Source organism: Allobosea sp. 67-29, assembly GCF_001898115.1.
Lineage (GTDB): Bacteria > Pseudomonadota > Alphaproteobacteria > Rhizobiales > Beijerinckiaceae > Allobosea.
In genome coordinates this window covers 354,617-373,596 of sequence record NZ_MKSQ01000008.1, presented here as the reverse complement: position 1 = coordinate 373,596, position 18,980 = coordinate 354,617, and the positions used below count along the sequence as shown (strand labels likewise).

Below are 18,980 nucleotides of genomic sequence, written 5' to 3'. Positions count from 1 at the left end.
GTCGTCCGGTACCTCGCCGGGCATGAGTTGGCGTGGCCGGTTGAGCCGGATCAGCGGCCAGACCTGCCAGTAGGAGGCGGCGAGCAGGAGCAAGGCAAGAAGCCCGGCATTGGTCTGTCCCTGCTCGAAGGCGCGCAGCGCGAAGAACGCGATCATCGCCAGCGAGAGGAGTCCCACCAGCGTCATCGCGAGCCAGAGGGGACGCGGGCGCCCGCCGATGAAGCGGGCTCGTGGATTCGCGCGCATGATCGCTTGGGCCAGCGCCGAGACGAAGCGGTGGTAGCGGGCGTCGTCGCGCTCGAGATCGGTCAGAGAGCGCCAGGAGAGATTGCCGAAGGTGATGGTCCTGCCGTCACTGAGGCGCAACTGCGTCCGGTAGCCCTTCGCCGAGATGTTGCCCGGCGCGAACAGGAAGCGGACCTGCTCGACAGCACTCAGCCGGACGCGGTCGACAGCCCGGGTGCGGTCGATCTCGAGCGCCTCGCCGTCGAGCTTGTAGGTGATCTCGAAGCCGACGGGCTTCGGGCGCTGGCGCCAGCTCGGGGGAGGGACGTCGTCAGGGTCGTCGATCATGGCCGGCAGTTAGAGCAATCCGGTCATCGAAGGGAAGCGGGCCGATGGTCTTGCCTCGTCAGCGGGCGAGGATTTTCATCGCGCCGTCGAGGCCATCGAGCGTCAGCGGGAACATCCGCCCGCCCATCAGTGCGCCGATCTGCCGGATCGACTGCGTATAATTCCACAGATGCTGCTGGACGGGGTTGAGCCAGATCGATTTCGTGAACTTGCCGACCAGCCGCTCCAGCCAGACTTCGCCCGCCTCGTCGTTCCAGTGCTCGACCGAACCACCGGGCATCGCGATCTCGTAAGGGCTCATCGAGGCGTCGCCGACGAAGACGAGGCGGTAATCGGCGGGGTAGGTCCGCAGCACCTCCCAGGTCGGGATCTGCTGTTCGTGGCGACGGCGATTCTCCTTCCAGACGCGCTCATAGGGGCAGTTGTGGAAGTAGAAATGCTCGAAATGCTTGAACTCGGCCCGCGCCGCCGAGAACAGCTCCTCGGCGAGCTCGACATGCCAGTCCATCGAGCCGCCGACATCGAGGAAGAGCAGCACCTTGACCGCGTTGTGCCGTTCGGGACGAAGCTTGACGTCGAGATAGCCGTGCTTGGCGGTTTCCGAGATGGTGTTGTCGAGGTCGAGCTCATCGGCGGCGCCGGTGCGGGCGAAGCGGCGCAGGCGCCGAAGCGCGATCCGCAGATTGCGCACGCCGAGCTCGCGCGTGTCGTCGAAATCCTTGAACTCGCGCTTGTCCCAGACCTTCACCGCACGGAAGTTGCGATTCTTGTCCTGGCCGATGCGCACGCCTTCGGGATTGTAGCCATAGGCGCCGTAGGGCGAGGTGCCGGCGGTGCCGATCCATTTGCTGCCGCCCTGATGGCGGCCCTTCTGCTCGTCGAGCCGCTGCTTCAGCGTCTCCCAGAGCTTGTCCCAGCCGAGCGCCTCGATCTGGGCCTTCTCTTCGTCGGTGAGGAATTTCTCGGCGAGCTTGCGCAGCCATTCCTCGGGAATGCCGGCTTCCTCGATCGCCTGCTGCAGCGTCTCCAGACCCTTGAACACCTGGGCGAAGACCTGGTCGAACCTGTCGAGATGGCGCTCGTCCTTCACCAGCGTGGCGCGGGCGAGATAGTAGAACTCGTCGACCCGGTATTCGGCGAGATCGGCCTCCACACCTTCGAGCAGCGTCAGGTATTCGCGCAGGGTCACCGGGACCTTGGCGGCGCGCAGATCGGTGAAGAGGCGAAGAAACATGCCGCTACTGTGCGGGCATGGGGCGGGAGGTCAAGCGGCGTCCGCGAAGCTGCGCGAACGCCGCTCGGTCCCGAGGGTCGGCCTTACGCCACCGCGTCGGCGAGGTCCTTGGTGACCTTGAACTTCACGACGGTCTTGGCGGGCACCTTGATGGTGGCGCCGGTCGAGGGGTTGCGGGCCTCGCGGGCCTCGCGCTTGGCGGCGGAGAGCTTGCCGATACCGCCGAGCGTGACGTCGTCGCCAGCCTTCAGAGTCTTGGCGACGGTCGCACCGAGTGACGCCAGGATGGCCGAAACATCGGCCTTCGTCTTCCCGGTCTCGTCCGCGATCGCGGCGATCAGTTCGTTCTTGGTCATGAAATCCTCCTTGAGAAGGTGTGGTAGGCGTCGCGTACCGGACGGTCGTTCATGTCCGTTGCCGTCACGAGCGACCGCGGAAAACAGCTATTCGCGGCGCGCAACTCTGGCAGTTGCCATGGATATTGCGGAAAGACGATGCCCGTGGCGCTAGATACGCACAGGAAACGGCTTCGTTCCGTCGAGAAAAGCAGGAATTTTCGGGTTTTTCGCAGTTGCGGGAGCCGGGAAGCGGGTTCCGGCCCATGAAACTTCGCCGCGATTCGCCCGGGCGGCGGAGCCGGGAGCCAGCCGCCGCCCGGGAGGTTCTCAGGCTTGGATGCCGTCGACGTACCAGTCCATCTTCGAGAGCATCTCGTCGCTGGCGTGCTCGCCCGCCTTGACGCGCACCTCACCCTTCTGGTCCTTGAGCTCGCCGGTGAAGGGGTGGAGCTTGCCCGAGGCGATGCCCTCCTTGACGGCGTCCGCTGCCTTGCGGGCCTCCGGCGTCACCGCGTCGTTATAGGGGGCGAGCTTGACGAAGCCGTCCTTGATGCCGCCCCAGACCGCGCCGCTCTTCCAGGTGCCGTCCATCACGTCCTTGACGCGCTTGATGTAGTACCCCGACCAGTCGTCGACGATCGCGGTGAGATGGGCCTTCGGTGCGAAGGCCTTCATGTCGGAGGCCTGGCCGAAGGCGAAGACGCCGCGCTGCTCGGCCGCCTGCAGGGGAGCGGCGGAATCGGTATGCTGGGTGATCATGTCGGCGCCCTGGTCGATCAGCGCCTTGGCGGCATCGGCCTCCTTGGCGGGATCGTACCAGGTCGAGCACCAGATGACCTTGGTCTTGAAGTTCGGGTTCACCTTGCGGGCGGCGAGGTGGAAGGCGTTGATGCCCATCACCACCTCCGGGATCGGGAAGGAGGCGACATAGCCGGCCTGCCCTGTCTTCGACATGTGGCCGGCGATGGTGCCGATCACGGCGCGGCCCTCGTAAAAGCGCGCATCGTAGGTGGCGACGTTCTCGGCGCGCATGTAGCCGGTGGCGTGCTCGAACTTGATCTTCGGGAACTGCTTGGCGACCTGGATCGTCGGGTTCATGAAGCCGAAGGAGGTCGCGAAGATCAGCTGGTTGCCGGCCTGGGCGAGCTGACGCAGCGCGCGCGCCGTGTCCGGACCCTCGGCGACGTTCTCGATGAAGCTGGTCTTGACCTTGGCACCGTATTCCTTCTCCAGCGCGAGCCGGCCCTGGTCGTGCGTCCAGCTATAGCCATGGTCGCCGATCGGCCCGACATAGATGAAGCCGACGCCCAGCGGCGACTGCGCCGAAGCGCCGCGACCGAGGATCGGCAGCGTCGAGGCGGCGGCGGCGCCGAAGGTCAGCCTGCGGCGGGTGATGATGCTGGTCATGTCCGAAAACTCCCCGTTATGGGTTGCGGCGTCAGGGCGCCGAGAAGGGTTTGCCGAGGCAGGCAGGCGCGTCGAGCCGGCCGGTCCTCCGTCCTAGCGACATCATGGTCAGAACCGCAATGGTCGCAAGGTAGGGGGCCATCGCCAGCACCTCGGGCGCAAGCCAGTTCACGCCGGCCGCCTTGGCCTGCAGCTCCAGCGTCATCACCGCGCCGAAGAGATAGGCGCCAAGCAGCAGGCGTCCGGGCTTCCAGGCGGAGAAGACGACGAGCGCGAGCGCGATCCAGCCGCGCCCGGCGGTGAGCCGGTCGGCCCACATCGGCGTCAGCGCCAGCGAAAAATAGGCGCCGCCAAGTCCCGCCAGCGCTCCGCCGAAGGCCACGGCGGCATAGCGGATCGCGATCACCGGATAGCCGATCGCATGCGCCGAGGCGTCGTTCTCGCCGACGGCGCGCAGGATCAGACCGGCCCGCGTCCGGCGCAGGAAATAGGCCACGCACGCCACCAGCGCGAGCGAAAGATAGACCAGGATGTCCTGTCCGAAGACGAGGCGCAGGACGGGATGCTCTGACAGCGCGGCCGGGAAGATCGGCCCGAGCCGCTCTACGGTGCGGCCCACGAAACCCGCGCCGATCAGCGACGAGGCACCGGTGCCGAAGATGGTCAGCGCCAATCCGGTCGCGACCTGGTTGGCGCCGAGCGAGAGCGCCAGAACCCCGAAGATCATCGCGGCCGCCATGCCGGCGAGTGCGGCAGCGGCCAGCCCCAGCACGATGCTGCCGCTGGAAAAGGCGACGGCGAAGCCCGCGACCGCCCCGCACAGCATCATGCCCTCGACGCCGAGATTGAGCACGCCGGCCTTTTCCGCGACGAGTTCGCCGAGCGCCGCGAGGAGCAGCGGTGTCGAGGCGGCGATCAGCGTCATCAGGACGGAGACCGTGATTGCGCTGGTCATGCCGCCCTCCGCTTCCGGACGAGGCGCCATTTCACCAGCACATCGGTCGCCAGTAGAATGAACAGCAGCATGGCCTGGAACAGGCCGGTGGCCGCTTGCGGTAGCCGGACCGTCGACTGCGCGATCTCGCCGCCGACATAGGTCCCCGCCAGCACGATCCCGCCGAAGACGATGCCGAGCGGGTTGAGCCGCCCCAGGAAGGCGACGATAATCGCGGTGAAGCCGTAGCCGACCGGGAATTGCGGCGTGAGCTGGCCGAAGGGGCCGGCGGCCTCGAACAGCCCGGCGAGTCCCGCGAGCCCGCCGCCGAGCAGCATAGTCGCCCAAGTCGTGCGCGCCGCGCTGAAGCCGCCATGGCGCGCGGCGGCGGGCGCCAGACCCACCACTTTCACGGCATAGCCCGCCGTGGTCTTCTCCATCAGCAGCCAGGCGACGACGGCGATGACGAGCGCGGCGGGGATGCCGATATGGACGAGCGAGCCCTCCATCACGGCGGGCAGCGTCTGGTCGGCGGTGAACATCCGCGTCTGCGGGAAGTTGAAGCCGCCGGGGTCCTTCCACGGACCGCGCACGAGATAATAGAGCAGTTGCACCGCGACATAGGTCAGCATCAGGCTGGTCAGGATTTCGCTGACCTGCAGCTTCACCCGGAGCAGGGCGGGGATCGCCGCCCAGGCCATGCCGCCGAGGATGCCGGCCAGCGCCATGGCGGGCAGGATCCACCATCCTGTCATGTCGTAGGTCAGAAGCGCGACACCGGTGCCCGCGACGGCGCCCATGACGTATTGCCCCTCGGCGCCGATGTTCCAGACATTGGCGCGGAAGCCGATGGCGAGCCCGAGCGCGATCATCACCAGCGGCGCCGCCTTCACCCCGATATCGGCCCAGCGCTGCGACTCGACGAAGGGCGTGACGAAGATGCTGCCGACGGCATGGAAGCCGTCATAGCCCATCGCCGTGAAGACGAGCATGCCGGCGAGCATCGTCAGCCCGATCGCGATCAGCGGGCTCAGCCACAGCATCGCCATGCTCGGCTCGCGGCGGCGACGCCATTCAAGCATGGGCCGCCTCCGCGCCGTGCACCCCGCCCATCATCAGGCCGATCTCGTCGATGCCGAGGCTCGCGACCGGGCGTGGAGCGGACAGCCGGCCCTCGTTGATGACGCAGAGCCGATCGGCGAGCTCAAGCAATTCGTCGAGATCCTGCGAGATCACCACCACGGCCGAGCCCTTGGCGGCGAGGTCGACGAGCTCCTGCCGGATCGCGGCGGCAGCACCCGCATCGACGCCCCAGGTCGGTTGCGAGACGACGAGAACGGCCGGCTGCTGCCCGATCTCGCGACCCATGATGAATTTCTGCAGGTTGCCGCCGGAAAGCGAGCGGGCGAGCGCGGCATTGCCGGTGGTCCGGACGTCGAAGAGCTTGATGACACTGTCGGCGAAGCGCGTGACGCTGCTGCGGCTGATGATGCCGTGCGGCGCCAGCGGCAGGCGGTGGCGCGCGGTCAGGATGCCGTTCTCGGCCAGCGAGAAATCCGGTACGGCGGCATGGCCGTTGCGTTCTTCCGGCACGCAGGCGAGGCCGAACGCCCGGCGCGCGCCGGCGCCTTCGAGCCCGACCGCCTTGCCGTCGAGCCGAATCGCCTCGGCTTCGTTTGCGAGCTGCTCGCCCGAGAGAGCGGTCAGGAGCTCGGCTTGTCCGTTGCCCGCGACACCGGCGATGCCGAGGATCTCGCCCGCCCGCGCCTCGAACGAAACGCTCTCCAAATCGGTGCCGAAGGGTGGCTCGCCGGGCAGCGACAGACTTTTGACCTCCAGCCGGACGGCTCCTCCACCGGCCGCCTTGCCGTGCTCGATCTTGCGCAATTCCGCGCCGATCATCAGCTCGGCCATGCGCTTGGTCGTCTCGACCCTGGGATCGCAGGTCGCGACGACGCGCCCGCCGCGCAGGATGGTGGCGTTGTCGCAGAGCGCTTTGATCTCGTGCAACTTGTGCGAGATGTAGAGGATCGAGCAACCTTCGGCGGCAATCTGTCTGAGTGTCGCGAACAGGCGCTCGACCTCCTGCGGCGTCAGCACCGAAGTCGGCTCGTCCATGATCAGGAGCTTCGGCTTCTGGAGCAGGCAGCGGACGATCTCGATGCGCTGGCGCTCGCCGACCGAGAGCGTATGCACTTCGCGCTCCGGATCGAGCGGCAGCGAATAGGATTGCAGGATGGCGGCGACGCGCTGCTTCAGCTCCTCGCGATCGACAGCCTCATCGAGCCCGAGCGCGATGTTCTCGATCACCGTCATCGCGTCGAACAGCGAGAAATGCTGGAAGACCATGCCGATGCCGAGCTTGCGCGCCGCCTTGGGCGAGGGGACCGCAACCGGCGAGCCGTTCCAGGAGATGGTGCCCTCGTCGGCTTGCTGGACGCCGTAGATGATCTTCACCAGCGTCGACTTGCCGGCGCCGTTTTCGCCGAGGAGGGCGTGGATCTCGCCGGGGGCGACGCTCAGGCTGATGTCGTCATTGGCCTTCACGCCCGGAAAGCTCTTGGAGATATGGGCGAGCGCCAGCCGCGGCGGCACCTCCTGCTCACGCGGCTGATTCATGTCTCGCTTTTCTCCGTCGCGCCGGTTCCCGGCAGCCAAGCAAGCAACGCACCAGCTCGGCCGCCGTCAAGGCCGCGATCACCTCGGGGCGCTTGTCGTCCACATCCGAACCGCCGATCGGGCAGGTCAGGCGCGCAAGCGCCTCGCGTCGCCCGCCGCTGCGCAGGAAGCTCGCTTCGAAGCGGGCACGCTTGGTCGCCGAGCCGATCATGCCGACATAAGCCGCATCGCCCCGCGCCAATGTAGCCTCCGCCAAACGATAGTCGAGCGCATGGCTGTGCGAGAGCACGACGAAGGCGGCTTTCGCCGGCGCGTTCGCGACCGCATCGACGGGATCGGCCATGCGGATGCAGGTGACTGCCGCCGGCAGCCCGCTCATGACGTCGTCGCGGTCGTCGATCAGCGACACGGTGAACGGCAGGGGAGCCAATGCCTTCGCCAGCGCCCGGCCCGTATGGCCGGCGCCGAAGATCAGGACCGGTGGTCTCGTCGCGGCTTCCGCCTTCTCGCGGGCACTGAACACGGCGATCTCGCGCGCGCCGGCATGGCGCAGCGAGACGCGCACCCGCCCGCCGCAGCACTGTCCCATCTGCGGTCCGAGCGGGATGTCGAGCAATTGGTCTTCAGCGCCTTCGTTGAGCATGTGCCGGGCGAGGTCGATGCAATGGAATTCGAGCTGCCCACCGCCGATGGTTCCCGCGATGGCGTTTGGGCTGACCGCCATGCAGGCGCCGGCTTCGCGCGGGGTCGAGCCTTCTGCGGCTTCAATGCGGACGAGGACGATGCCGTCGCGCTGATGGACTGCGAGGAACGCGGCGAGGGTCATCGCGCGGCCTCCGCCCTGACGCGCTCGATCGCATCCAACACGCGCTCCGGCGTCGCGGGCGCGTCCAAACGCGGGCAGATGCGATGGTCGCCTACGCTCGCCACCGCATCCGACAGCGCATGCAGCACCGAGATCGCGAGCATTAGCGGCGGCTCGCCCACCGCCTTGGAGCGATGGATCGTCGGCTCGCGGTTCGGCGCGTTGTCCAGCAGATGCACGTTGAAGATGCGCGGGCGGTCGGAGGCGACGGGGATCTTGTAGGTCGAGGGGGCATGGGTCCAGAGCCGGCCCTTCCTGTCCCAGACCAGTTCCTCGGTTGTCAGCCAGCCCATGCCCTGCACGAAGCCGCCCTCGATCTGGCCCTTGTCGATCGCGGGGTTCAACGACTGCCCGCAATCATGCAGGATATCGACGCGCTCGACCTTGTACTCCCCGGTCAGCGTATCGATCGCGACCTCGGCCGCGGCGGCGCCATAAGCGAAATAGTAGAACGGGTGGCCGCGCCCGGCCTTGCGGTCCCAGTGGATTTTGGGCGTTGCGTAGAAGCCTGTCGCCGAGAGCTGGACGCGGGCCATATAGGCGGCCGCGACCAGGTCCCTGAAGGCGATCTCGCGGGCGCCGATCTTCACGCGGCCCGGCAGGAAGGCGATGTCCTCCGCCTCGACCTGCCAGTGTTTCGCGGCAAACTCCGCCAATCGCTTCTTGATCGTCTCGCAGGCATCGAGGGCGGCCATCCCATTGAGATCGGAGCCGGAGGATGCGGCGGTGGCGGAGGTATTCGGCACCTTGCCGGTGGTTGTCGCGGTGATCTTCACCTGATCGAGCCCGATGCCGAAGGCCTGCGCGACCACCTGCGCCACCTTGACGTAGAGCCCTTGCCCCATCTCGGTGCCACCATGGTTCAGCGCGACCGTGCCGTCGGTATAGACATGCACCAGCGCGCCGGCCTGGTTGAACCAGGTCGCGGTGAAGGAGATGCCGAACTTCACCGGCGTCAGCGCGATGCCGCGCTTGATGATGGGGCTCCTCCTGTTGGCCTCTCGGATCGCCGCCTTGCGCGCCTGATAGTCGCAGCGTCGCTCCAGCTCCGCGATGACTTCGCCCGCGATATTGTCCTCGACCGTCTGGTGATAGGGCGTCACGTCGCGGCCGGCGCCGCCATAGAGATTACGCCGGCGCACCTCCAGCGGATCGAGCCCGGTCGCGTAGGCGACTTCCTCGATGAAGCGCTCGGCGCCCACCATGCCTTGCGGGCCGCCGAAGCCGCGGAAAGCGGTGTTCGAGCAGGTGTTGGTAAAGAGCGGTTCCGAGCGGGCGCGCACCGCCGGGTAGAAATAGCAATTGTCCATGTGGAACAGGGCGCGGTCGGTCACCGGCCCCGACAGATCGGCGTTCCAGCCGCAGCGCGCCGCATAAACCGCGTCGAGCGCATGGATATGGCCGTCATCGTCGAAGCCGATCTCGTAATCGCAGACGAAGTCGTGGCGCTTGCCGGTGATCGCCATGTCGTCGTCGCGGTCGGGACGCAGCTTGACCGGTCGCCTGAGCTTGCGGGCGCAGAGCGCCGCGACGCAGGCAAAGAGATTGGCCTGCGTCTCTTTGCCGCCGAAGCCGCCGCCCATGCGCCGGACCTCGACGGTGACCGCATGCGAGCCGACGCCGAGCACGGCGGCGACCATGTGCTGGACTTCGCTGGGATGCTGGGTCGAGACCAGCACGGCCATATCCTCGTCCTCGCCGGGGATGGCGAGCGCGATCTGGCTTTCGAGGTAGAAATGCTCCTGCCCGCCGATCGCCATCGTGCCTTTGAGCCTGCGCGGGCTTGACGCCAGCGCTGCGGCGACATCGCCGCGTTCGAGCTTGAGCGGGGCGGTGACCAGCTTCCCACCGGCCTGGCGGGCGGTGGCGACATCGATCAGCGGCGCCTCCTCGGCGTAGCCGGCTTTCGCCAGCGTCGCGGCATGGCGCGCCTGCTCGCGGGTTCCGGCGACCACCGCAAAAATCGGCTGGCCGTGGAACAGGATGACATCGGTCGCGAAGACCGGCTCGTCATGCAGATGCGTCGAGGAGATGTCGTTGGCGCCCGGAATATCCGCCGCTGTCAGCACGGTGACGACGCCCGGCGCGGCGCGGACCGCATCAAGATCGAGCGAGAGCAGCCGGCCATGGGCGATGCTGCTTGTGCCGAGATAGGCGTGCAGCAGCCCTTCGGGCGCGGCGATGTCGTCGATATAGAGCGCTTCGCCCGCGACATGCTTGGGCGCGGAATCATGGATGCGGGAGCTGCCGACCGGGCCGCTCTCCAGTCCGATATCGAGCTTGCGGCGTGCGTCAGCCATGGGCGGCCTCCGCCAGCAGGCCGGCGACCCGCGTCTGTGTTTCAGCTTGCGTCGTCTCGATCAGGAAGCGGCGCAGCAGGTTGCCGGCGATCTTGAGCCGATACTGCGCCGAGGCGCGCATGTCGTCGAGCGGCGTGAAATCCTGCGGCAGGGCCGTGATTGCTGCTGTGACCGCAGCTTCGTTCCAGTGTTGACCAACCAGGGCCGCTTCGGCTGCCGCCGCGCGCTTCGGGATGCCGGCCATGCCGCCATAAGCGAGGCGGGCGTCGCTGATCCGCCCATCGCTGCCGAGCGTCAGTCGGAAAGCGCCGCAGACGGCTGAGATATCCTCGTCGAAGCGCTTCGAGACCTTGGAGGCGTGGAACAGCGCGCCGTCCGCCAGCTTCGGCACCAGCACGGCCTCGACGAATTCGCCGGGCCGCCGGTCCTGCTTGCGGTACGCGATGAAGAAGCTTTCGAGCGGGATGCTGCGGCGCTCCATTCCTGTCTCGGAACGCCTTGCCAGCACCAGCGTCGCATCGAGTGCGATCAGGGCCGGCGGCAGGTCGCCGATCGGCGAGCCGTTGGCGATATTGCCGCCGATCGTGCCGGCATTGCGCACCTGCTCGCCGCCGAAGCGCCGCATCAGCTCGTCGAGCTGCGGGGAGAGGTTGGCCAGCGCCGTGCGGACCTCGATATGACCAGCCATCGCGCCCAAGCGCAGATGGTCGCCCTCGTCGGTGATGGCGCGCAAAGCCTCGATCCGCCCGAGATAGATCACCGGGTCGAGCCGCTTCATCGCCTTGGTGACCCAAAGCCCGACATCGGTCGCGCCGGCGACCAGCGTCGCCTGCGGATGCGCCGCAACGAGTTCAGCCAGTGCTTCGACAGTCGCGGGCGCATAGAAGCTCCCGCCACCCCCTTGCAGGGCGAGCGTCTCGGCATCGCCCAGCGCTGCGAGCCGCGCGGCGACGGCTTCGCGCTCCGACAGGAAGCGATCCGCCTCGCGCGGCGCGATCTCGTCCATGCGGAGGCCGGCGGCGATGATCGGCTCGTAGCCGGTGCAGCGGCAGAGATTGCCGGCCAGCGCGTCCTCGATCCGTCCGACGCCCGGCTTCTCCTCGTTGAGCCTCAGCGCCAGCAGCGACATGACGAAGCCCGGCGTGCAGAAGCCGCATTGCGAGCCGTGGCATTCCACCATCGCCTGCTGCACCGGATGCAGGCTGCCATCAGCGGCCTTCAGATGCTCGACGGTGAGCAACTGGCAGCCGTCCAGCGTCGGCAGGAAGCGGATGCAGGCATTGGTCGCCTCGTAGCGCAGCCGGCCGCGATCCAGCCGCCCGACGACGACGGTGCAGGCACCGCAATCGCCCTCGGCGCAGCCTTCCTTGCTGCCGGTCATGCGCCGGTCGAGGCGCAGCCAGTCGAGCACGGTGAAGGTGGGGTCGCAGTGGTCGATCTCGACCAGCCTGTCGCCGAGCAGGAAGCGCAATGTCTCACGCATCGTGCCTGCTCCGCTCGCTTCGCCGTTTCATGCCGCCAGATTAGGCATGATCCGCGCTTGGCCGGAAGCTTCGATTTGGTGCAGATGTGATGTGGAATTGTGCCGGAGCCGCCGACCGTGACTGAATCCACCGCCCCGCGTGCCCTGCGCGGCCGTCTGCTCTGGTTTGTCGACGATCCGCAGATTGCCGGCGAAGCCGCGCATCGCTTCGTCGAGGACGGTTTGCTCATCATCGAGAACGGGCTGGTCAAGGCGGCCGGGGAGGCGCGCGAACTGCTGCGGACACTGCCGGCAAGCGCCGAGATCATTGACCATCGCCCGCATCTGATCATGCCGGGCTTCATCGACGCCCATATCCACATGCCGCAGACGCAGGTCGTCGCCTCCTATGGCGCCCAGCTCATGGAGTGGCTGAACAAATACACCTTCGTCGAGGAGCAAAAGCTCGCCCAGCAAGGCCATGCCGAGAAACTCTCACGCTTTTTCCTCGATGAGTTGCTGGCCAACGGCACGACCACGGCTGCGGTCTATTGTTCGGTCCACCCGCAATCGGCGGAAGCCTTCTTCGCGGAGTCGCAGCGCCGCAACACGCGCATGATCGCCGGCAAGGTGATGATGGACCGCAACGCGCCGGAAGCGCTGACCGACACGGCCGAGAGCAGCTATCGCGATTCGAAGGCGCTGATCGCCCGCTGGCACGGCAAGGGTCGGCAGCTCTATGCGATCACGCCGCGCTTCGCGATCACCTCGACGCCGGAGCAATTGGCGGCAGCCGGGAAGCTGGCAGCCGAGCATCCCGATTGCCACGTCCAAACGCATATCGACGAGAACCGGGCCGAGATCGCCTTCGCCCGCGAGCTTTACCCGGAAGCTGCTGACTACGCCGACATCTATCGCGGTTACGGTCTGCTCGGGCCGAGGAGCCTGATGGGTCATTGCATCCACATGACGCATAACGAGTGGCAGGCCTTCGCCGAGACCGGCGCGGTCGCGGTGTTCTGCCCGACCTCCAACCTGTTCCTGGGTTCAGGACTGTTCGACTGGGCCCATGCGCGGCAGCGCGGCGTGAAGGTCGCGGTCGCCACCGATATCGGCGGCGGCACCTCCTATTCGATGCTCCGGACGATGGCCGAGGCCTACAAGGTGCTGCAGCTTCAAGGGCAAAGCCTGCCGGCTTTCGAAGCCCTGCATGCGATCACGCGCGGCAATGCCGTGGCGCTCGGCCTCGATCATTGGATCGGCAGTTTCGAGCCCGGCCGCGAGGCGGATGTCGTCGTGCTCGATACGGGCGCGACGCGGGCGATGGCGCATCGCCTGGAAACGGTGCGCGACCTCGCAGAGGAACTCTTCGTGCTCGTCACGCTCGGCGACGAGCGGAATGTCGTCGCGACCTATGTGATGGGGGAGCGGGTGGGACTCCCGGAAGGAGCCATCTGACGCAACCCGTCATGGTCGGGCTTGTCCCGACCATCCACGTCTTTGCTTGGTTGATCGCGCGTGGTGTTCAAGACGTGGATGCTCGCCGCGAAGGCGAGCATGACGCCAAGGTCACAGCGGCCTATCTCAGCCCAGGACGCCGCCCTTGCGGGCGTAGTCGATATAGATCTCGCGCAGGCGTTGCGCGGTCGGGCCGGGCGCGCCGTTATGGATCGTGTGGCCGTCGATCGTCGTCACCGGCATGACGAGGCTCGTCGCGGAGGTGATGAAGGCCTCCTCGGCGTCGAGCGCTTCTTCCAGCGTGAATTCGCGCTCCTCGAAGCTGAAACCGGATTCCGCGAGATAGGCCAGCACGGCCTTGCGGGTGATGCCCGGCAGCACCTTGTTGGAGAGCGGGCGCGAGATCAGCGTCTTGCCCTTGACGATCCAGGCGGTGGAGGAGGCACCCTCGGTCACCACGCCGTCCTCGGTGAGCCAGGCCTCCTGCGCACCGCTTTCCAGCGCGAACTGCTTGGCGAGCACGGGAGCGAGCAGGTTGACGCTCTTGATGTCGCGGCGGGCCCAGCGCAGGTCCGGAGTCGAGACGACCTTGATGCCGGTCTTCGCCGCCGGCGCGTTCACGAAATTGCGGGCCTGGGTGAACATCACCAGCGTGGGCGCGACATCCTTCGGGAAGGGGAAGTCGCGATCGGCCGCGCCGCGCGAGACCTGCAGGTAGATGCCGCCCTCGTCGAGGTTGTTGCGCTTGATCAGCTCCTCATGAACAGCGACGAGCTCGGCCTTCGACCAGGGCAGGGCAAGGCGGATTTCGCCGCATGACCGCTCGAGGCGGGCCAGGTGCGCCTCGCAATCGACCAGCTTGCCGCCGATGACAGCCGAAACCTCATAGATGCCGTCGCCGAAGATGAAGCCGCGGTCGAAAACGGAAATCTTGGCCTCTTCCTCCGGGAGGTAGGCGCCGTTGACGTAGACGATGCGACTCATGGATGCGGACTCTGCTGTGGGAGGTAAGACCGGCTTCTTCCTAGCGAAGCTTGGCAATGCTTGCGAGCGCGAAGCCGGGAAATCGGCCCGGCGTCTGGCGCAGGGCGACCGGGTTCGCCGCGGAGCCGCGGCCTTCGCGCCGCCAGCACCCGATCAGGTTGCAAGGCTGAGGAAACGTGTCGGAACCACTCCGCGCAGGTTCTGCTCGAAGCCCGATAGCCTCGGCGAAACCAGGTTCTTGGTCGAATAGTGAAGCACCGGAATCCAGGGCTGCTCGGTGGTGACGATGCTGTCGGCCTCGCGCAGGATCGCGGCGCGCTTCGCGATGTCGAGTTCGTCGGCGGCGAGCTTCATCAGCGCATCGAAACGGGGATTGGCGTATTTGCCGATGTTGAAGCCGGGATTGTCGCTCTGGAACAGGAATAGAAAATTCTGCGGGTCGGAATAGTCGCCGATCCAGCCGTAGCGCGCGACGTCGAAATCCCCGCCGCTGCGCAGATAGGCGAAGTGCGCGCGGTAGTCCGTCTCGACGAAGCGCGTCTCGACGCCGATCGCGCGCCACTGCTCGGCGATGGCGGCGGCGGTGCGGCGATTGTTGTCGGTGGTGTTGAAGCGGAACTCGATGTCGAGCGGCATGCCGCTGCCGAAGCCGGCTGCGCCGAGGAGCTGCCTGGCCTCGTCCTCGCGTTCGAGCCCGGATTCATAGCGGAAATCCATTTCCGCCCGTTCGCCATAGTTGCCGATATGCGGCGGGATCACGCCATAGGCCGGCAACATCGTGCCGCCCCATATCGCATCGGCGATGAAATCCCGGTCGATCTGGAGCGACAGCGCGCGGCGCACCCGCGGGTCGTCGAAGGGTTGCTTCGAGGTGTTGAGGATCAGGAAATACGTGGCCAGATAAGGCCCGATCTGGACCTGGTCGCCGAGCTTGCGCCTGAGCTCCTTGACCTGATCGGCGGGAATATCGGTGGTCAATTGCAACTCGCCGGCCAGGAAGCGCTGCGCCGCGGCGGCGAGGTCGGGCGCGGGATAGAAGATGACGGTGTCGATCTTCACCTGGCTTGCGTCGTGAAAGTGCGGGTTGCGGTCCAGCCGGATATGCGAATTCGGCACGAACTCGCTGAGGCTGTAGGCGCCGTTGGTGATCCAGCTGCCTGTGCTGGTCGGGGCGAGGCTGGCTTTCGCGGCGCTGGCCGGATGAACCGGCAGGGCGCTCTGATGCGTCAGAAGTTCGAGCAGATAGGGCGTGGGGCGCTCCAGTTCGATCTCGAGCGTCCGATCGTCAGGCGCACGCACGCCGAGATCCTCCAGCGCGGAGCCCGTCGCGGCCTTGTGGATCGCCTCGGCATTGCGGATCGGGAACAGCAGGTTGGCGTATTTGGCGCCGGTCTCTGGATTGATGATCCGCCGGAAGGAGTGGACGAAGTCGCTCGCCCTCAACGGCTCTCCGTTCGACCATTTGGCATCGGAGCGCAAACTGAAGCGCCAGAGCCTGCCGTCGTCGCTGGTCGTCCAGCTTTCGGCGACGCCGGCAACGACCTCGCCCTTCACGTTGTTGATGACCAGCCCTTCGCGGAGGTCCCGCAGCAGATGCGCTTCGGCCACGGTAGAGGTCCGGTGCGGGTCGAGCGTCTCCGGATCGCCGTCGTTGCCGCGGTGGAAGATCGTCGCTCCGTTCGCCGCGGCACCGCGCAATGTCGCCAGCAGGGCGGCGAACGCCAGAGGGGCGCGGCGGCGCGTGACGTCGAGCATGGCAACCACTCCTTGCGCCGGGCACCGGCGCGAGCGTGGCCCGACTCGCAGAAGTAGAGACCGGCCAGGCCATTCTGCCAAGCCGGAAAAAGCGTGTGCCGACTAAGGTTTCGCGGGTGGCGCTGTCAGGAGCTGGCGGCAGGCTATCTGCCCGCCGCCGCAGCAGCGCTCTCCTGCGCCTCGACCACCGCGACCGCCGTCATGTTGACGACGCCGCGTGCTGTCACGGAGCCGGTGAGGATATGGGCGGGCTTGGCCGTGCCGATCAGGATCGGGCCGACGGGCAGGGCATCGGCCAGCACCTTGGCGAACTGGTAGGAGATGTTGGCCGCGTCGAGATTGGGAAAGATCAGGACGTTCGCCATGTCCTTCAGCGTCGAGGAGGGCAGGACGCGCTCGCGGATCAGCGGCACCAGCGCGGTGTCGGCTTCCATCTCGCCATCGCATTCCAGATTAGGCGCGCGTTCGCGGATCAGCTTCAGGGCATTGCGCATCTTGAGCGAGCTCGGCGTGTCGGCGGCGCCGAAATCCGAATGCGAGAGCAGCGCGATCTTCGGTTCCAGGCCGAAACGCTGGACATGGCTTGCCGCCAGCACGGTCATGTCGGCGATCTCCTCGGCGGTGGGATCGGGCTTCACATGAGTGTCGCCGAGGAAGAAGGCGCCCTTGTTGGTAATGATCAGCGTCATCGCCGCGATGTCGCAGACGCCCGGCGCCAGGCCGATGATGTCCTTGATGTGTCGCAGCCGCGACATGAAGCGGCCTTCCAGGCCGGTGATCATCGCGTCGGCTTCGCCTCGCGCCACCGCGAGCGCCGCGATCACGGTGTTGTTGGTGCGCACCAGCGAGCGGGCGGCTTCGGGCGTGATGCCGCGCCGGCCGGCGATGTCGAGATAGGTCTGGACGTAATCGCGGTAGCGCGGGTCGTCCTCGGGATTCACCACCTCGAAATCGACGCCGGGCTTGAGCGTCAGGCCGAAGCGCTGGATGCGGGTCTCGATCACGCTGGGGCGGCCGATCAGGATCGGAACGGCGAGCCCTTCCTCCAGCGCGACCTGGGCGGCGCGCAGCACCCGCTCATCCTCGCCTTCGGCATAGATCACCCGCTTGGGATCGGCCTTGGCCTGCTGGAACAGCGGCTTCATCAGGAAGCCGGAGCGGAAGACGAAGCGGGAAAGCTGTTCGCGATAGGCCTCGACATCGACCAGCGGCTTGCGGGCGACGCCCGTGGCCATGGCGGCTTCCGCCACCGCCGGCGCGATGCGCATGATCAGCCGCGGATCGAACGGATTCGGGATCAGCGAGGTCTTGCCGAAGGTCGAGGCCTCGCCGCCATAGGCGCGCGCCGCCACATCCGACGTCGCTTCGCGGGCGAGCGACGCGATGGCGCGCACGGCGGCGAGCTTCATCGCCTCGTTGATCGTCGTCGCCTGCACGTCGAGCGCGCCCCGGAAGATGTAGGGGAAGCACAGGACATTGTTGACCTGGTTCGGGTAGTCCGAGCGGCCGGTGCAGATCATCGCGTCGGGGCGGACGGCCAGCGCATCCTCCGGCGTGATCTCGGGGCTGGGGTTGGCGAGCGCCAGAATCAGGGGCTTCGGCGCCATGCGCCCGGCCATTTCCGGCTTCAGCACGCCAGCCGCGGAGAGGCCGAGGAAGATGTCGGCATCGCCGATCACGTCGTTCAGCGTGCGGGCCTCGGTCTGCTGCGCATAGACCTCCTTCCAGCGATCCATCAGGGCGGTGCGGCCCTTGTAGACCACGCCTTCGAGGTCGGTGATCCAGATGTTCCGGCGCTGCGCGCCGAGCTCGACCAGCAGGTTGGTGCAGGCCAGCGCCGCGGCGCCGGCGCCGGAGACGACGATCTTGACGTCGGCGATCTTCTTGCCGGCGAGGTCGAGCCCGTTCAGGACGGCGGCGCCGACGATGATCGCGGTGCCGTGCTGGTCATCATGGAAGACCGGGATCTTCATCCGGGCCTTGAGCTGCTCCTCGATCTCGAAGCACTCCGGGCCCTTGATGTCCTCGAGATTGATGCCGCCGAAGGTCGGCTCCAGCGCCGCGACGACCTCCACGAATTTGGCGATGTCCTTCTGCTCGACCTCGATGTCGAAGCAGTCGATACCGGCGAATTTCTTGAACAGGACCGCCTTGCCTTCCATCACCGGCTTCGAGGCCAGCGGGCCGATGTCGCCGAGGCCGAGCACGGCGGTGCCGTTGGTGACGACGGCGACGAGGTTCTGGCGGGAGGTGAGTTCGGCCGCTTCCGCCGGATCGTCGACGATCGCCTCGCAGGCGGCGGCGACGCCGGGCGAGTAGGCGAGAGCCAGGTCGCGCTGGTTGCCGAGCGGCTTCGTCGCCTGGATCTCGAGCTTACCGGGGCGCGGCTGCCGGTGATAGACGAGGGCGCCCGAGCGCAGATCGGTGGAGAGCGTGCTTTTCATGGCGCGAGGGTCCCTGCAGTCCGAAGGATGCTGGTCGCGCGAAAGGCCCCATGCCGTCAAGCCGTCGCAAGGCGGCCGGGTGCCTTGCTGACGCGCAAAGACATGCTGCCTGGGACGCGGTTCTCCCGGGCTTTCGACCTCCAGCGCAGCTCCGCTCGCGGCGCGGGACCGTCAGGACTTGAATCACTTTGGCAAGTCATTGAATCGGCATGAGAGGCCTCGCAGCCAAGTCACGGAAATGACTCGGGAAAGCGACGAAAGCCCGGAAAGGGCGGGACCGCGCTTTCGAAAAGCCGCCTTACGAGGAGGCGGCTCGCGACTGGGCTCGGAGACGCGAAGGGCTGCTCAGAACGCCTTGAAGGTGATGATGGTGTGCGTGTCGGCGATCTCGGGGATCGACTGCACCTTCTGGGCGACGAAATGGCCGATATCCACATCCGCCGCGACATGGAACTTCGCCAGGATGTCGTAGTTGCCGGCCGTCGAGTAGATCTCGGAAGCGATCTCGCGGTCGGCCAGTTCGCTGGCGACCTCGTAGGTCTTGCCGAGCTTGCATTTGATCTCGACGAAGAAGGTCTGCATCGCGCGCTCCGAAACTCTGATGGGT

Annotated in this window: 14 protein-coding genes; 1 reads left to right on the top strand and 13 read right to left on the bottom strand. The window is 66.8% G+C overall.

The window, feature by feature from the left end; translation table 11 throughout:
* Positions 1-631: 631 nt before the first annotated feature.
* The 9 genes from BGO20_RS08390 to xdhA all read right to left on the bottom strand — a co-directional run bounded on the left by BGO20_RS08390 (position 632) and on the right by xdhA (position 11,753).
* Positions 632-1,807 carry a vWA domain-containing protein gene (locus tag BGO20_RS08390; protein WP_291661416.1) on the bottom strand — a complete coding sequence of 392 codons (1,176 nt, stop codon included), beginning with the start codon at positions 1,805-1,807 and terminating at the stop codon, positions 632-634.
* 83 nt (positions 1,808-1,890) lie between these two features.
* On the bottom strand, positions 1,891-2,250 hold the full coding sequence (locus BGO20_RS08385) for an HU family DNA-binding protein (protein WP_291661722.1): 360 nt from the start codon (positions 2,248-2,250) through the stop codon (positions 1,891-1,893).
* A 222-nt stretch (positions 2,251-2,472) separates the two neighbouring features.
* Complete coding sequence (locus BGO20_RS08380; protein WP_291661414.1) at positions 2,473-3,552, bottom strand: BMP family ABC transporter substrate-binding protein; 1,080 nt, start codon at positions 3,550-3,552, stop codon at positions 2,473-2,475.
* A gap of 31 nt (positions 3,553-3,583) precedes the next feature.
* Positions 3,584-4,507, bottom strand: coding sequence for an ABC transporter permease (locus BGO20_RS08375; RefSeq protein ID WP_291661413.1), 924 nt, complete (start codon positions 4,505-4,507; stop codon positions 3,584-3,586).
* Entirely contained in the window at positions 4,504-5,568 is a 1,065-nt protein-coding gene (locus tag BGO20_RS08370; RefSeq protein WP_291661411.1) for an ABC transporter permease, read from the bottom strand. The genes BGO20_RS08375 and BGO20_RS08370 overlap by 4 nt, the downstream gene beginning before the upstream one ends.
* Positions 5,561-7,105 carry an ABC transporter ATP-binding protein gene (locus BGO20_RS08365; RefSeq protein ID WP_291661410.1) on the bottom strand — a complete coding sequence of 515 codons (1,545 nt, stop codon included), beginning with the start codon at positions 7,103-7,105 and terminating at the stop codon, positions 5,561-5,563. Before BGO20_RS08365 ends, BGO20_RS08370 begins: the two co-directional genes overlap by 8 nt.
* On the bottom strand, positions 7,089-7,931 hold the full coding sequence (gene xdhC, locus BGO20_RS08360) for a xanthine dehydrogenase accessory protein XdhC (protein WP_291661409.1): 843 nt from the start codon (positions 7,929-7,931) through the stop codon (positions 7,089-7,091). The genes BGO20_RS08365 and xdhC overlap by 17 nt, the downstream gene beginning before the upstream one ends.
* Positions 7,928-10,270, bottom strand: coding sequence for a xanthine dehydrogenase molybdopterin binding subunit (gene xdhB / locus BGO20_RS08355; RefSeq protein WP_291661407.1), 2,343 nt, complete (start codon positions 10,268-10,270; stop codon positions 7,928-7,930). Before xdhB ends, xdhC begins: the two co-directional genes overlap by 4 nt.
* Positions 10,263-11,753: a xanthine dehydrogenase small subunit gene (xdhA, locus tag BGO20_RS08350; protein WP_291661405.1), complete on the bottom strand. Its 1,491-nt coding sequence runs from the start codon at positions 11,751-11,753 to the stop codon at positions 10,263-10,265. Before xdhA ends, xdhB begins: the two co-directional genes overlap by 8 nt.
* Positions 11,754-11,870: 117 nt before the next feature.
* Between xdhA and guaD the strand changes: the two genes are divergently transcribed.
* Positions 11,871-13,190, top strand: a complete 1,320-nt coding sequence (gene guaD / locus BGO20_RS08345; RefSeq protein WP_291661403.1) for a guanine deaminase — start codon at positions 11,871-11,873, stop codon at positions 13,188-13,190.
* Between the two features lie 126 nt (positions 13,191-13,316).
* Here guaD and BGO20_RS08340 read toward each other — a convergent pair whose 3' ends face one another.
* The 4 genes from BGO20_RS08340 to BGO20_RS08325 all read right to left on the bottom strand — a co-directional run bounded on the left by BGO20_RS08340 (position 13,317) and on the right by BGO20_RS08325 (position 18,955).
* A complete protein-coding gene (locus BGO20_RS08340) occupies positions 13,317-14,174 on the bottom strand; it encodes a D-amino-acid transaminase (RefSeq protein ID WP_291661401.1) in 858 nt (285 codons plus the stop codon).
* 153 nt (positions 14,175-14,327) lie between these two features.
* Positions 14,328-15,929, bottom strand: coding sequence for a peptide ABC transporter substrate-binding protein (locus BGO20_RS08335; protein ID WP_291661399.1), 1,602 nt, complete (start codon positions 15,927-15,929; stop codon positions 14,328-14,330).
* Between the two features lie 143 nt (positions 15,930-16,072).
* Positions 16,073-18,373 carry an NADP-dependent malic enzyme gene (locus BGO20_RS08330; RefSeq protein WP_291661397.1) on the bottom strand — a complete coding sequence of 767 codons (2,301 nt, stop codon included), beginning with the start codon at positions 18,371-18,373 and terminating at the stop codon, positions 16,073-16,075.
* Positions 18,374-18,718: 345 nt separating this feature from the next.
* Complete coding sequence (locus tag BGO20_RS08325) at positions 18,719-18,955, bottom strand: Lrp/AsnC ligand binding domain-containing protein (protein ID WP_038361355.1); 237 nt, start codon at positions 18,953-18,955, stop codon at positions 18,719-18,721.
* Positions 18,956-18,980 lie beyond the last annotated feature (25 nt).